This is a genomic window from Desulfosarcina alkanivorans (assembly GCF_009688945.1).
Classification (GTDB): domain Bacteria; phylum Desulfobacterota; class Desulfobacteria; order Desulfobacterales; family Desulfosarcinaceae; genus Desulfosarcina; species Desulfosarcina alkanivorans.
Genome location: NZ_AP021874.1, coordinates 6,657,880 through 6,671,593, shown reverse-complemented (window position 1 = coordinate 6,671,593; position 13,714 = coordinate 6,657,880). Strand labels below are relative to the sequence as shown.

Annotated in this window: 15 protein-coding genes; 9 read left to right on the top strand and 6 right to left on the bottom strand. The window is 60.2% G+C overall.

All coding sequences use genetic code 11. The features are described 5' to 3' along the window. The first annotated feature begins 272 nt into the window (after positions 1–272). The 6 genes from DSCA_RS28975 to DSCA_RS28950 all read left to right on the top strand — a co-directional run bounded on the left by DSCA_RS28975 (position 273) and on the right by DSCA_RS28950 (position 6,365). Positions 273–464: a hypothetical protein gene (locus DSCA_RS28975; RefSeq protein WP_155319755.1), complete on the top strand. Its 192-nt coding sequence runs from the start codon at positions 273–275 to the stop codon at positions 462–464. Between the two features lie 20 nt (positions 465–484). After that, positions 485–1,456 (top strand): GNAT family N-acetyltransferase, encoded by a 972-nt coding sequence (locus DSCA_RS28970; RefSeq protein WP_155319754.1) that lies wholly within the window; start codon positions 485–487, stop codon positions 1,454–1,456. Beyond that, on the top strand, positions 1,425–2,711 hold the full coding sequence (locus DSCA_RS28965) for an ATP-grasp domain-containing protein (RefSeq protein ID WP_155319753.1): 1,287 nt from the start codon (positions 1,425–1,427) through the stop codon (positions 2,709–2,711). The genes DSCA_RS28970 and DSCA_RS28965 overlap by 32 nt, the downstream gene beginning before the upstream one ends. Continuing rightward, positions 2,711–3,988: a diaminopimelate decarboxylase family protein gene (locus DSCA_RS28960; RefSeq protein WP_231716311.1), complete on the top strand. Its 1,278-nt coding sequence runs from the start codon at positions 2,711–2,713 to the stop codon at positions 3,986–3,988. Before DSCA_RS28965 ends, DSCA_RS28960 begins: the two co-directional genes overlap by 1 nt. Positions 3,989–4,056: 68 nt before the next feature. Further along, positions 4,057–4,818, top strand: coding sequence for a hypothetical protein (locus tag DSCA_RS28955; protein WP_155319752.1), 762 nt, complete (start codon positions 4,057–4,059; stop codon positions 4,816–4,818). Then, positions 4,791–6,365, top strand: a complete 1,575-nt coding sequence (locus tag DSCA_RS28950; protein WP_155319751.1) for an MBL fold metallo-hydrolase RNA specificity domain-containing protein — start codon at positions 4,791–4,793, stop codon at positions 6,363–6,365. Before DSCA_RS28955 ends, DSCA_RS28950 begins: the two co-directional genes overlap by 28 nt. 62 nt (positions 6,366–6,427) lie before the next feature. On the opposite strand, the gene DSCA_RS28945 is transcribed toward DSCA_RS28950, so the two are convergent. The 5 genes from DSCA_RS28945 to DSCA_RS28925 all read right to left on the bottom strand — a co-directional run bounded on the left by DSCA_RS28945 (position 6,428) and on the right by DSCA_RS28925 (position 9,466). Continuing rightward, a complete protein-coding gene (locus DSCA_RS28945) occupies positions 6,428–7,348 on the bottom strand; it encodes a DUF3786 domain-containing protein (protein ID WP_155319750.1) in 921 nt (306 codons plus the stop codon). A gap of 2 nt (positions 7,349–7,350) precedes the next feature. Further along, positions 7,351–8,106 (bottom strand): SDR family NAD(P)-dependent oxidoreductase, encoded by a 756-nt coding sequence (locus tag DSCA_RS28940; protein WP_155319749.1) that lies wholly within the window; start codon positions 8,104–8,106, stop codon positions 7,351–7,353. A gap of 94 nt (positions 8,107–8,200) precedes the next feature. Further along, positions 8,201–8,653 carry a PaaI family thioesterase gene (locus tag DSCA_RS28935; protein WP_155319748.1) on the bottom strand — a complete coding sequence of 151 codons (453 nt, stop codon included), beginning with the start codon at positions 8,651–8,653 and terminating at the stop codon, positions 8,201–8,203. Between the two features lie 37 nt (positions 8,654–8,690). Further along, positions 8,691–8,978 carry a transcriptional regulator gene (locus tag DSCA_RS28930; protein WP_155319747.1) on the bottom strand — a complete coding sequence of 96 codons (288 nt, stop codon included), beginning with the start codon at positions 8,976–8,978 and terminating at the stop codon, positions 8,691–8,693. A gap of 8 nt (positions 8,979–8,986) precedes the next feature. Next, positions 8,987–9,466 carry a low molecular weight protein-tyrosine-phosphatase gene (locus tag DSCA_RS28925; RefSeq protein ID WP_167528000.1) on the bottom strand — a complete coding sequence of 160 codons (480 nt, stop codon included), beginning with the start codon at positions 9,464–9,466 and terminating at the stop codon, positions 8,987–8,989. A 159-nt stretch (positions 9,467–9,625) separates the two neighbouring features. On the opposite strand from DSCA_RS28925, the gene DSCA_RS28920 reads away from it, so the two are divergent. Further along, positions 9,626–10,774, top strand: coding sequence for a sigma-54-dependent transcriptional regulator (locus DSCA_RS28920; RefSeq protein ID WP_155319745.1), 1,149 nt, complete (start codon positions 9,626–9,628; stop codon positions 10,772–10,774). A gap of 27 nt (positions 10,775–10,801) precedes the next feature. Then, entirely contained in the window at positions 10,802–12,421 is a 1,620-nt protein-coding gene (locus tag DSCA_RS28915; RefSeq protein WP_155319744.1) for a B12-binding domain-containing radical SAM protein, read from the top strand. On the opposite strand, the gene DSCA_RS28910 is transcribed toward DSCA_RS28915, so the two are convergent. Continuing rightward, on the bottom strand, positions 12,418–13,032 hold the full coding sequence (locus DSCA_RS28910) for a LysE family translocator (protein WP_155319743.1): 615 nt from the start codon (positions 13,030–13,032) through the stop codon (positions 12,418–12,420). The genes DSCA_RS28915 and DSCA_RS28910 overlap by 4 nt on opposite strands. Before the next feature lie 92 nt (positions 13,033–13,124). Here DSCA_RS28910 and DSCA_RS28905 point away from each other — a divergent pair, with 92 nt between their 5' ends. Further along, on the top strand, positions 13,125–13,586 hold the full coding sequence (locus DSCA_RS28905) for an Lrp/AsnC family transcriptional regulator (RefSeq protein WP_155319742.1): 462 nt from the start codon (positions 13,125–13,127) through the stop codon (positions 13,584–13,586). The last annotated feature ends 128 nt before the right edge of the window (positions 13,587–13,714 follow it).

Here is a 13,714-nt window from a genome sequence, read left to right as displayed (position 1 = left end):
AAATTCGGCGACCTTTGATCCTGGGGTACGACACGACATCGACGAAAGGAGGCAAAATCAGCATTAATATACCTAAAAATACAATAAAAGGCAAAATTATGCTTAATTTTACCCGAAAAATCTCCGCATGATAGCCACGGCAAAACATTTTTATATTGAAATACAAATGGGTTAAATAATTTTTCAGACTATGGCACGATCCGTGATAAGGCGAAGACACTTTCACGGAAGAAAAATAATAAAATCAACCCGAAGACGGAGATGCAGTCGCAATGACCTGGCAGGAAGACGACGAGGGCTATGAAGACAAAACCGGCACCCGCCCCAGGCGGCCCCAGCGGACCAAGTTCAGGCCCGTCGAGGACATTGAGGATACGGTGGCTCACCGTGAGAAGCGATCAAGCAAACGGTCGCACCGCCAGAAAACGGTCAAGGATGAGTTCTGGCCCGATACCGACGTATAACGAGGTAAGGAGCACGCGCCATGATTGACGTCAGCGTCTGTACCGATTTGGGAGAAATCCATCGACTGTGGCAGCGGCACTGGCCCCGACGGTGTCTGTTTGACCTGTGGCCGGTGAGGGCCTGTTTCCAGAAACGGTTCCAGCATGCGCCGCATGTGCTTGTCGCCAGGAGAAAAGGTCAATTCTGCGGGATGCTGGCCCTGAGCTGGATCGATGAAGGGCATTACTACGGGCATTTTCCGGGCGAATTGTGGCACGGTAAAACCTGGCTGGAGCAAAACCGCATCCTCGCCGCGGATGAAGAATCGTTCCAGGCCCTGTGGGAGGCAGTTCCCGATGTGGCCCGGATCCGCTATCTGCACCCCGACGGGTATCTGCCGGAGAATGCATCGGTCACCATGGACGAGGTGGGGTACCTGTTTCGGCCGCCTCAGTATGACTACGATTTCACCCGCTATCTGGGTCAGTTTTCAGGAAAAACCCGGAAAAAGTTCCGCTGTGAGATCGACCGGCTCAACAGGCGGGGCGTATCCTTTCGCTACGATACGTTGTCCGACGTCGACCGGTTGTTCCGCCTGAACCTGGACGGTTTCGGTGACGACTCCTATTTCAGCGACCCACGTTTTCTGGGTGCGTTCGAAGACATGGTCGTATGGCTCAGCCGGCATCAGCTGCTGCGGGTGACCACGGTGCTGGTCGGCGGAGAAATTGCCGCGGTGGATATCGGCGCGGTCTGGAACGGTATCTATACGGTAGTGGCGGGAGGAACCGGCAAGGGTTTTCCCGGGGTTGCCAAGCTGATCAATTTCCACCACCTGGAATGGGCCTGCCGCCGGCAGATGCGCGAGGTGGATTTCCTTTGTGGTGAATTCAACTGGAAGAACCGCTTCCACCTGACCCCCCGTCCGCTTTACCAGATGTCGAAGCTCGTCAGCATCGACGGCGCGGGTGAACCGGCTTATGCATCGCAGCAAATCTGTGCCGCCTGCTGACCGGCGGGTCCTGGTTGTCGGCACCACAGCCGATTACATCCAGTGGCTTCGGAGGTGCCGTCCGGGTCAGGTCCTGTTCCTGACCGATCCGGCCATACGGCGTGAGGCGGATGAACCGGCGCCCTCCGCCGAGGAAGAGCTCCTGTGCGACCTGGCCGATGCGCACCATGTTCGCGACGCCCTGGCCGGCCACCTTCAAAAATGGCACATGGCGCTGGACGGCATCGCCTGTTATGACTGCGAGTCCATGGCCCTGGCCGCCCGACTGGCCCGCGTGTTCACCCTGCCCTACCCCGGTGTGCAGGCGGTCGACAACTGCCGCGACAAGAACCGGTCCAGAGTCCTGTGGCGGAAACATGGCCTGGATACGCCCGACGTTCGCAGGATCGACTCAGCGGATGACGCCATCGATTTTTTCCGGCAAACGGATGGGCCCTGTGTATTGAAACCCCTGAGCGGCAGCGGCAGCGAGCTGATTTTCAGGTGCGACAGCCAGGACGATTGTGACCGCCATTACCGGCGCATCGTGCAGGGGCTGGCGCGCCGCCGGGATCACCGCCTGTACCAGCCCCTGGCGGGGGGCGCCCCCGCCATTATCGCAGAGACGTTCGTCGGCGGTGAAGAATACAGCTGTGATTTCGTGCTGCAGGACGACCGGGTAACACCGATCCGTCTGGCCCATAAGATAGGCTTCCCACAGGATCCTTTCGGAACGGCCAAGGCCTACGTCCTGCCGGGCACCTGGCCCGAAGCGATCGATCCGGGCCAATTCGAACGGACCCTGTACCAAAGCGCCCGGGCCCTGGGGCTGGAGCGGGCCGTCTGCATGCTGGACTTTATCGTAAAGGACAAAAGGATGGTCCTTCTGGAGCTGGCCCCCCGGCCCGGCGGGGACTGCCTGCCGTCGCTGGTGCGCCGATGCTACCGCCTGGACACCCTGCAGCTGATGCTCGATTTTGCCCGGCGGCAGCCGCTCGGCGTGCGCCCCCTGCCGGTGCATCCACCGATGGTGGGGCTGCGGCTGCATGCCGAAAAGGAGGGCGAGCTGGTGGGTATCGACACCCGCGATCTGGGAAAGGATCCGCGTGTGCGGGAAATCCACCTGATCCGCAAACCCGGCCATCGCATCCAACGCCCCCCACAGGACTACGATGCCTGGTTGCTGGGCCATGTCATCTTTGAGCCTGACCCCCACACCGATATTGCCGCCCAATGCCATATGCTGGGCGACAAGTTGACCGTCAAGGTGGCCTGATGCCGATGAATCCGGATGAACGCTCACCGGATCCGCTGCTGGCCCCGGAACGGCTGCAGGCCTTCGTGCGCACGTATTTTGACCGGGGCGACCGGTATCTGAAGATCCTTGAAAAGCACCCGGCCCCGATTTATCTCCAGGAATCGGCGGTATTGCGGGCCAGCGCGGCACGGATGAAGCGCGCCTTCCAACAGCGCCTGCCCGAGGTGGGCTTTTATTTCGCGGTAAAAAGCAACAACCACCCCCGGATGGCCGGGATACTGATCGAAGAAGGCTTCGGCCTGGACGTGTCCAGCGGGCAGGAACTGGAGATGGCCCTTTCCCTGGGCGCGCAGGACATCGTTTTCAGCGGCCCGGGAAAAACCGGCGCGGAATTGTGCCTGGCGGTAGCCCACGCCGACCGGGTGGTGCTGCTGCTGGACAGCTTCGGCGAACTGGAACGGCTGGCGCCCCTGGCCGCTTCGATGAAGACCACCATCCGCTGCGGGGTGCGGTTGACCGTCAACCCCACCGGCCTGTGGCGCAAGTTCGGGATTCCCCTGCACGATCTGCCGGCATTTATGGACGCCGCCCGGCGGCATTCCCGGGTGGCCCTTTGCGGATTGCAGTTTCACAGCAGCTGGAACCTTTCGCCGGCGCCCCAGATTGCGTTTATCGGCAAACTGGGAAGCGCGCTGGCCGCAATGCCGGCGGCGGCGCGCGCGCAGATTGAATTTATCGATATCGGCGGGGGATACTGGCCGGAACAGGGCGAGTGGCTTCAGGCGGCAGGAACGGATCAGGGAAAGCGCCGCCAGGCATTGGGCCGGCCCACCGAAGGGCACGACGTCCATTATCATCTGCCGGCAACGTCCATCGACGGCTTTGCCGAAGCGCTGGGCGATGCGGTCCGAACGCACCTGCTGTCGATCGCTGCCTGCCGGATCTGCCTGGAGCCGGGGCGCTGGATATGCAACGATGCCGTCCACCTGCTGCTCTCGGTGGTCGATAAAAAAGCACCGGACCTGGTGATCACCGATGCCGGCACCAACACCATCGGCTGGGAACGGTTCGAGACCGACTACTTCCCGGTGCTCAACCTGACCCGCCCGTCGCTGGAGGAAAAGCCCTGCCACATCCTCGGCTCCCTGTGCACCCCGCATGACGTGTGGGGCTATACCTATTTCGGTACGGATATCCAGCCCGGGGACATCCTCATGATTCCCACCCAGGGGGCCTATACATACAGCCTCAGACAGACCTTCATAAAACCGCTGCCGTGTGTTATTACCATTTAGCGACCATGCATACACAAATGGCATCTTGAGAAACACCGGAAACGGTAATTTCATATGAACGGCGACCCGTGACCACCTCTTTCCCTTTCGATATCGGCCCCCAGCCGGACAACACCACCTGCGGTCCAACCTGCCTGCATGCCGTCTATCGGTATTTTGACGACCCAATCGGCCTGGCATCGATCATTGCCGACGTGCCCACGCTGGACGGCGGCGGCACCCTGTCGGTCTATCTGGCCAACCACGCCCTGCGCCGCGGGTACCGGACCACCATTTTTCCATACAACCTGCAGATCTTCGATCCGACCTGGGCTGATGCGGCCCCGGGCGATATCGCCGGGAAGCTCCGCCGGCAGCGCACCCTCAAACCGGACCTGCCGGAAATCGATCGCCTGACCGACGCCTATCTGGACTATCTTCAGCTTGGCGGCCGACTGAAATTCAAGGTGCTGACGGTTGCCTTGATCCGGCACTATCTCAAACGCGGAATCCCGATCATGACCGGCCTGAGTGCCACCTATCTGTATAACACGCCACGGGAATACGATGTGGACGATCAGGTGGTTTATGATGATGTCCGCGGCGAATCCGTCGGTCACTTCGTCGTCCTGGCCGGTTACAATCGCGACACCCGCCGCGCCCTGGTCGCCGATCCGTTTCTTTCCAACCCCATGGCGGACGGACAGCACTATTCCGTCGACATCGACCGTCTGGTGTGCGCCATCATGCTCGGCATCCTGACCCATGACGGTGATCTGCTGATCATTCAACCACCTAAAACAAAGAAAAAAGGAGTGCTGGCATGCACATCACGTTTTACGGAGCGGTAAGGGAAGTGACCGGTTCCATGCACCTGTTGAGCACCGAGCAGGACCGGATCCTGCTGGATTGCGGCATGTATCAGGGACGACGAAAAACCGCCGCCGAAAAGAACCGGGTCCTGCCCTTCGATCCGGGAATTCTCACCAACATGGTGCTCTCCCACGCCCACATCGACCACTCCGGCCGTATTCCCCTGATCACCAGAAACGGGTTCAACGGCAGGATATACTGCACCCGGGCCACCGCCGATGCCTGCGGCTACCTGCTCCCCGACTCGGCCCACATCCAGGAGAGCGACGCCGAATACCTCAACTACAAAACCGTCCGTTCGGCCCTGTCCCAGATGCGGCCCGGCGAGGCCGGCAAAACCAGCAAGCGCGAGCTTCAGGAGATCAAGCGGCTGCTGAAAAAAAACAAGCACGGGCTCAACGCCGAGGTAATCAACGACTATATCAAAAAGTTCCACCTGGAGGGGGTCGAGCCCTTATACACCACGGCGGATGCAGACCGGGCCCTCAAGGCTTTCGAAGGCATCCCCTACCGCACGCCGGTCACCATCGGCAACAACATCACCTGCACCCTCTTCGAAGCCGGTCATATTCTGGGATCGGCCATATCCATGATCCGCTGCGACGACAACGGCCGGTCCCGCACCGTCTGCTTCACCGGTGACATCGGTCGCTACGACAAGCCCATACTGCGGGACCCGGCCAGTCATTTCAACGGACTCGGCAGCGATGTGGATCTGATGATCATGGAAAGCACCTATGGGAACCGGGACCACGAACCGGTGATCGACCTGCGTCCCCGATTGAAAAAGGTGCTCAACGAAACCTTCGACCAGGGCGGCACCGTGCTGATCCCCTCCTTCGCCTATGGCCGGACCCAGGAACTGCTCTACGTGATCCACGAACTTTACGACGCCGGTGAGGTGCCGGCCATGCCGGTATACGTTGACAGTCCCCTGGCCACCAATATCACCAAGGTGTTCGGCGAACATCCGGAAGTCTACGACGCGGAGACCCACGAGATCTTCCTGCAGCAGGGCAAAAACCCCTTCGCCTTCCGGCAGGTGCAGTTCACCGCAAGTGTCGAAGCCTCCATGGCGCTCATGCGCGAGGAAAAGCCCCACATCGTCATTTCCGCCTCGGGCATGTGCGAGGCCGGTCGCATCCTGCACCACCTGCGCTACAAGATCCACAATCCCAAAAATACCATTCTCATCGTGGGGTATATGGCCAACCATACGCTGGGGCGGCGTATCCTGGAGCAGGGAACCGCCTACGACGAATCGGGCCGCAAGGGGGAGGCACCCATCGTCAGGATCTTCAACAAGGAGTACCCGCTGGAGGCGCGGGTGGTTAAAATCGGCGGGTTTTCCGCCCATGGGGACCGCAACGAGATGGTCCGGTTCCTGAAGGAATCCAACCTGAACGTCAAGCGGATTGCCGTGGTCCACGGCGAGGAAGACCAGAGCCTGGCTTTTTCCCAACACCTGAAAACCGAAGGATTCAACGCAGTGGTGCCCCGGGTGGGGGAAACCTTGACCATCTGATCGATGAAACCGGGGATTCGTTGCCGGGGCAGCATTCCGGCAGCCGCCGGTTCAGCACATGTTCAGTCTCCCGGTGCCTTGAGCAGGTAATAGGTGCAGAGCGTCACCAGGCTCCAGATGGCCGGCGAGGAAAGTGCCCGCTCGATGGAGCGGTCGAGGAGGATCGAGACGCGGGGTGGAAATTCCCCGTTTCCCAGCCACAGCAGATAGTACAGGGGAACCCGTGGAAAGGGGTTGAGCCGGAATGCGGCATCGCCCATTTTCTCCGGCCGCCCGCACAGGTATTTTCCTGCAGCGGCGAACCCATTGGGGTTGTCGCCGTAACGCGCCAGCAGGGACGCTTTTTTGAGACGGTTGCGGCCGCTGAAATATCGGGCATCCGCCAGGTCTTCGATGCCCACCATCTCCCGGCCGACAGGATAAAGGCATTCCACGCGGGACAGGTAGTCCAGCAACGCCAGCTCCAACAGCGGAACGGTCACCGTTTCCCAGCCCCGGGCCCTTTTTTCCTCGAGGCATCGATCATCTATATCCACCCGAATCTCCCGGTTGAAAAACTGGAACCGCAGGTGACCCGAATCGGGGTCGATGTCCATCAAAGTGAAGTTCGCCACCTGGTCCATATCCCGTTGGCGCAAGGTCTCCCACAGGGCATCGGAAACCACGATTGGCCGACCCGACGGATCAACTGCCGGCGGCCCCTGGCTGCGGCGGCGGCGCTGCATATTCAGAAAGCCGTCCCCATAGGGATAGGCCGACTCACTGAAGTTGTCGCAGGGAAAGGACGGGCAGTCTCTGGGGCAATAGTCGATATGGTTCAGGCGGGCGCATTCCAATATGGCGCACGGATGACCGAAGCTGCGTTTCTGGGCGGCACTTTTTCGAGCGGCCAGGTCACTTCGGCCCGGTCCGCAGGAAGTGCACTGCCCCAGCAGGCTGAGCTGGCAGACGTCACAATTGATGCCGCAGGCACCGGTGGCCATATTTACTCCATTTTTCTCAAATCGTATCGTCCGCCGTTGGTAAACCGCCCGTCCACCAATAAGCGGACCAGGGTCGCTGCCACGCGCCCGGGCGAGGCCAGGCCGCCCCTGGCTTTCAGCCTGAGAAACTTGTCCACCTGCTCAAACTGCCCGGACGAGCAGGCACGGATCTTTTCCTGCATGGCCGTGTCCACGGTTCCCGGCGCCACGGCACAGGCAGCGAAGGCCGGGTCGATGCTGGAAAACTCCAGGGCCATGGCACGGGTGGCCATGTCCAGACCGGCCTTGCCGGCCCCGTATGCCGACCAGCCGTAATAAGGCGAACGGCTGGCCCCCGAGGTGATGTTGACAATCCACTTGCGACCGGGAAGCGATCGGCTGAAGTGAAAAAAATGCCGGGAGAGAATCAGCGGAGCGATCAGGTTGACCTGGATGTTCCGGGCCAGCAGGGCGTCATCACAGTCACCGATGGGAGCAATGGGTTCGAGGACTCCCGCATTGTTGATCAGGACGGTATGTCTCAGCCGGCCGGTGCGCTGCCCGGCCAGGTGAATGCCCTTAAATGCCGGCCCGATGCCGCCGGCATCGTTCAAATCAATGCAAATATTCTGATGGTTGTTCCAGAGAAACGGGGCTGCCCGGGAAAGGCTGACCACAAAACTGTTCGGCAGATGCAATGCCGATGACGCCAGCGCCTTGCCGAGGCCTCGGGTGGTGCCCGTGATAAAAAAAAGATGCTCGAGGGGATCCTGCGCCATGGTGCGATTATTTCCTCAACAGGTTGGCCGGCAGCGCCATTTTCTCACGGACCGTCACGAACCGGACCGGATCCTCTCACCCGCCCGTGACGGTTCAGGTCACCCGGACCCCCACAACCCGGGCATTGGCACACTCCGTGTCGTCTGCCGCCAGCGTGCACGACACAATGGCCTTCCTGCCCGCAGTCTCGACGATGTGAGCCTTTAACATCAGCAGACGGTCCATGGGCGTGGGGCGGAGAAAGTTCACATTCAGGTTGGCGGTCACGAACATGATCGCCGGATCCGTACCCGGCTGGCGGCCCTCCGCGTCATAGGCGGCAGCGATGGCCGTGCCGATGCAATGGCAATCGAACAGGCTGGCGATCAGTCCGCCATAGACCACACCGGGAAAAGCGGTATGGTAATCCTTCGGAGTAAAGGAGAACGTTCCATATTGTCCATCCCACCGGGTACGGACATGCAGACCGTTGGGGTTATCGTGGCCGCAGCCGTAGCAGATGGCATGTTCGCCGCTGAAATGATCCTGAATGGCCGTTGGTTGCATGTCAAGACTCCACGTCCGATGTCGCGGACGATGAATGTTAATAGGGGGCAATCCTGAAAACCGGGTGATCGATGCGGCTCTCCCGGCAGCGGGGACAGCGCCCCGGTCTGGTGAGCCGGCGCCGATCCGTAAACGTATAGCCGCAGGCCCTGCAGCTGCTGGGGGTGACGGTCAGTTTTCCTCGCCGGCCGGCAATGGTTTTTTGAACGTGGGCCAGATGCCGGTATACATCCTTTTCCGGAAGTCGCAGCGCCTGGGAGAGTTCCAGCGCCGTCATGGATTCCTGGCGCAACCGGTCCATAATCTGTTGGCGAGGCGTTCTCATGGCCGAACTCACGACGAACCCGTTCCCACCTGGCGACGGATATGATCGATGAGTGCCGGCATGCAGGCGGCCAGTTCATCGGCGCAGGCTTCATAGGCGCCTGATGGCTGCCCATAGGGATCTTCGATTTCCGGGTTATCGCGGTCCGCCGAAAAGGTGCCCAGCATCACGGCGTATTTGCATCGAAGGAACAGCAGTTCATTGATCCTGTCGATGTGGTATTGCTCCATGGTCAGCACCAGATCGGCCCCCCTGACCAGGGCGGCGTCCAGAATCCTGGCCCTGTGCCCGCTGATGTCGGCCCCGTAGGCGGCGGCGGCCCTGATGGCGAAGGGCTCCGCCCGGTTGCCGTGAAGCCCGTGGGTCCCTGCCGATCTGATCTCTACGGACGGCGTCAGGGATTCCGGCAGCATCTGGCGAAGCAGCCCTTCCGCCATGGGACTGCGGCAGATATTCCCCGTGCAGACCATTAGTACGCGATAAGTCAAAATGCCTCCATCAACGTAAGGTGCCAGTAGGTTCACTATAGAGACGGCCCGGCGCAAAGTCAATGAAGCCAGCGGTTGATCTTTTACAGGAGATTTACTATACATACATCTTGAATAAGAACGATTATCCTTTGCCCCGTTCAATCTTCGGAGAATGCAATGCCTGACACCCGAATTCTTTTCGTAGACGACGACCGAGACATTCTGGCCATGGTCGAGCAGTACCTGACGATCAAGGGATACGATGTGACCACCGTGGACAACGGCATCGAAGCGGTTGGCATTGTGAAGGAAAAAGAGATTGACATTGTCTTCACCGACTACAAGATGCCGGAATTCAACGGCCTTGAACTTCTGGTGGCCATTAAAAAATACCGGCCCCAGACCGAAGTGATCATCGTCACCGGCTACGGGTCCATGGAATCGGCCATACAGGCGATGAAATTCGGCAGCTACGACTACCTGCAAAAACCCTTCAAGCTGGACCACCTCAAACTGATCATCGACCGGATCGTTGAAGAGAAGAAGATCAAGAACAAAGCCCAGCTGATCCGGAAGATTGCCCGGGAGCGTCACCACTATGGCAAATTGATCGGCATCTGTCCCAAGATGAGAGAAATTTATGAAGTGATCGACACCATCAGCATCGAGAGTCCCATGGTGTTGATCCAGGGAGAAAGCGGGACGGGCAAGGAGTTGACGGCGCGGACCATACACGATCACAGCGACCGGAAAGAGATGCCCTTCATTCTGGCAAACTGCAACAGTCTGACCAAAGCGACCCAAACAGAGGATGAGATCACCGGGCATCTGTCGGACATGCTGACATCCGTCGGGGGCGGGACGCTCTACCTGGACGAAATCTCGTCACTTTCATCGACGGTGCGTAAACGCATGACGGCGCTGCTGGCCGACACGGACGTCGACGCCGGGCATCGACCCCGTCTGATTGCCGGAACCAGCAGGGACCTTGAGGAAATCATTGCCAGCGGCAGCGTTAAAAAAGACCTGCTGGATCTTTTCAATGCCGTGTTCATCAAGCTGCCGCCGCTTCGGGAACGCAAGGAGGATATCCCGCTGCTGATCAACCACTTTCTTTACGTTGACAGCCCGGCAGCCAAGACACGGATATACGGCATGACGCCGGCGGCCATGAACATCCTGCTCCGGTACCACTGGCCGGGCAACCTGATCCAGCTGCAGAACGTGATCGAGCGGGCCTTTGCCATGGGTGTTGAAAATGCCATCGGCCCTGAGGACCTGCCCGCGGAAATTCGCACTTTCGGCACGATCTCCCAAATGGCCTGAAGGCGGGTCTGATCCCCCCACACCGTCATGGTTGATATTCTTCTGATTCAGCCGCCTATCGCGGATTTCTACCTTACCGCCAAGCGGACCATTCCTTATGGGCTGGCATCCATTGCCGCCGCCGCCTCCCGGAAAGGATTCTCAGTGGAGATCCTGGATGCCATGGCCACCGCCAGGTCGCGGGTCATATCTCCGCCCGACGGAATGGGAGACCTTTCCCCTTTTTACGGCCGGGCGGACCGGAGCCCGTTTGCCCTGTTTCACCAATTTCGCCACTACGGCTACAGCCTCGAACACATCGGCCGCGGGGTAAAGGCCTCCGGGGCCTTTCTCGTCGGCATCGCCTCTTTATTCACCGCTTACAGCGAGATGGCACTTACCGTGGCGCGCCTGGTTAAATCCAGCCTGCCCGACTGCATAGTGGTTCTCGGCGGCCACCACCCCACCACCCTGCCGGCGGCGGTGATGGCTGAACCGGCCGTGGATTTTGTCTTGCGGGGAGAAGGTGAGACCGGCCTGCCGCTGCTGGCCAGGGCACTGAAAGCCGGTGGACGTCTGGCCGATGTGCCCGGGATCGTGTTCCGAAGAGCCGACGGTTCCCTTCATGTGGACGGACCTGCCCTGGCAAGGCACCCGGACCAGCTGCCCGTTCCCGCCTTCGGGTTGATCCGGCGCAAGTTCTATCAACGCGCCGGGAGGGACAGCATCGTAACCACCGCCGGCAGGGGGTGCCCGCTGGCCTGCAGCTACTGTGCCACCGGAAGGGGTTCGTGGATGGGGTTCAGGAAGCGATCGGTGTCTGCGGTGTTGCGTGAAATCCGGTCGGCGTCGGAGAAGCGGCAGGTGGGGTTTATCGATTTCGAGGATGAAAACCTCACCATGGACCGAAAATGGTTTCTTGAGCTGATGGAAGGAATTCGTGAGATCTTCGGGCAATCGCTTCCCGAACTCAGGGCCATGAACGGCCTGTTCCCGCCGTCCCTCTCCGAAACCGTGGTAAAGGTCATGAGAATAAGCGGATTCAGGACACTGAATCTTTCCCTGGGAAGTGCGGACCGCGGCCAGCTGGTGCGTTTTAACCGCCCTGACGTGCGCAAGGCCTTTGACCGGGCGCTTGAATGGGCCCGCCGGGAAGGACTTTCAACAGTGGGGTACATCATCGTGGGGGCACCGGACCAGGACCCGCTCGTTTCGGTGGACGACCTGTTGTTTCTGGCCCGGCGCAGGGTGCTGGCCGGGGTGTCCGTGTTCTACCCGGCACCGGGCAGCACGGATTACGGGCGCTGTCGGGAATTGGGCCTGCTGCCGGCATCCTTTGACGGCATGCGTGCCACGGCCCTGCCTGTCGACCAGCGGACCTCGCGCACCGATTCGGTCACCCTGCTTCGTCTGGGTCGGACGCTCAATTTCATGAAGCACCTGTTGTCCACCGAGGGGGCCCTTCCCCGCCCCGCACCGATGGGCAAACGGGTCGATCCGGCACTGGAACGAAGGGAGATCGGCACGAAACTGCTGGCGGCATTTTTGATGGACGGCGTCATCAGGGGCGTCGAACCCGACGGGACCGTTTACGCCCACCGGGTTTCGGGCCGTCTGTGCAGGCGTTTCCTGTCGGGGCTGGAGGCGGGGCCCGTCCTCGGTGGTTAGAAGCGCCCGATCACCACGATGGCGCCGAAACCGACCAGCACCACCCCGGAAAAGCGGTTGATCCAGCGCATGGCCGTGGCATTCATGCGGCGGCTGAACAGGCTGCTCGTCGATGAGAGAATCACCCACCAGGCCATGGAACCGGCAAACACGCCGGCCACCAGGCAGCCGACGGCACTGTGTGCGGCACGCACGCTCCCGAGCCCCATGCCTGCGAAGACCGCGGCAAACGCGAGAATGGTCATGGGGTTGGTGAGGGTGAGAAAAAGGGCAGAGAGGTAGCCCATGGCGGCATTGCCGGAGATGTTCTCCGCCGCCGGGCCATCGGCATCGGACAGAAAGATGCGCAGTCCCAGCCAGCAGAGAAACAGGCCGCCGAACAGCTGAAGCCAGACCTGCTGGTCCACCAGAAACCCGCTGATGCCGGCCAGCCCGAAACCGGCCACGCAGCCGTAACAGGCATCGGCAGTGGCCGCACCTAAACCGGTGAGCAATCCGGCCAGCCACCCGTCGGACAGGCTGCGGCGGATGCACAGAATGCCGATGGGCCCGACCGGGGCGGCAATGGAAAAACCGAATATCAGCCCTTTGAAAAAAAATGAGAGATCCATGGCGGCCATCCTACGTCAACGACAGTGACGATGCCATGGCGAATCAACGTTTTTTGGGGGTGTCCGCCTAATAAAACAAGGAATTACCGGCCATGGACCTTCAGGTTGAAAAATTGCTGGATCGCATCGGATTGAAAATACTTGCCGAATTGCAGAAAATGGCACGGATACCATTGGCCCGCATCGGCGAAAAGGTGGGCTTGTCTGCGCCGGCGGTCGCCGAACGGGTGAAAAAGATGGAGGAGGCGGGAATCATCCAAGGCTACCACGCCCGTATCGATCCGGCAGCCGTCGGCCGGTCGGTGTCCGCCTTCGTTCACCTGACCACCGACGCCAGGCACTATCCGGCCATAAAAAACCTGGCCGCCGACCTGCCCCAGATCACCTCCTGCCATCACATCAGCGGCGATGCCTCGTTTATCATGCGTGTTTGCGTCGACGACCTGCCCGCCCTGGAAGCGGTGGTGGGCCGGTTGAGCCCTTTCGGCCAGACGCGAACGGCCATCGTGCTGTCCACGCCTGTGGATAAAAGCACGATGGTGCCGCTGGAGTGATTGGGCGATTCTAAGCAAGAGGCATTATCTGCCCTTCAACAAATTTAGTAAACCACCAAGGCTCTTTGCCCGGCTTAAAATGGCAGATTGTGGTTCAGGCCAAGGCCGCAGCGTTTTCGCAACCGCAG

Excerpts from the sequence above, each read along its gene's own strand:
- DSCA_RS28975 (WP_155319755.1), top strand. The coding sequence starts at position 273 with ATGACCTGGCAGGAAGACGACGAGGGCTATGAAGACAAAACCGGCACC.
- DSCA_RS28970 (WP_155319754.1), top strand. The coding sequence starts at position 485 with ATGATTGACGTCAGCGTCTGTACCGATTTGGGAGAAATCCATCGACTG.
- DSCA_RS28965 (WP_155319753.1), top strand. The coding sequence starts at position 1,425 with ATGCATCGCAGCAAATCTGTGCCGCCTGCTGACCGGCGGGTCCTGGTT.
- DSCA_RS28960 (WP_231716311.1), top strand. The coding sequence starts at position 2,711 with ATGCCGATGAATCCGGATGAACGCTCACCGGATCCGCTGCTGGCCCCG.
- DSCA_RS28950 (WP_155319751.1), top strand. The coding sequence starts at position 4,791 with ATGCACATCACGTTTTACGGAGCGGTAAGGGAAGTGACCGGTTCCATG.
- DSCA_RS28945 (WP_155319750.1), bottom strand. The coding sequence starts at position 7,348 with ATGGCCACCGGTGCCTGCGGCATCAATTGTGACGTCTGCCAGCTCAGC.
- DSCA_RS28940 (WP_155319749.1), bottom strand. The coding sequence starts at position 8,106 with ATGGCGCAGGATCCCCTCGAGCATCTTTTTTTTATCACGGGCACCACC.
- DSCA_RS28935 (WP_155319748.1), bottom strand. The coding sequence starts at position 8,653 with ATGCAACCAACGGCCATTCAGGATCATTTCAGCGGCGAACATGCCATC.
- DSCA_RS28930 (WP_155319747.1), bottom strand. The coding sequence starts at position 8,978 with ATGAGAACGCCTCGCCAACAGATTATGGACCGGTTGCGCCAGGAATCC.
- DSCA_RS28920 (WP_155319745.1), top strand. The coding sequence starts at position 9,626 with ATGCCTGACACCCGAATTCTTTTCGTAGACGACGACCGAGACATTCTG.
- DSCA_RS28915 (WP_155319744.1), top strand. The coding sequence starts at position 10,802 with ATGGTTGATATTCTTCTGATTCAGCCGCCTATCGCGGATTTCTACCTT.
- DSCA_RS28910 (WP_155319743.1), bottom strand. The coding sequence starts at position 13,032 with ATGGATCTCTCATTTTTTTTCAAAGGGCTGATATTCGGTTTTTCCATT.
- DSCA_RS28905 (WP_155319742.1), top strand. The coding sequence starts at position 13,125 with ATGGACCTTCAGGTTGAAAAATTGCTGGATCGCATCGGATTGAAAATA.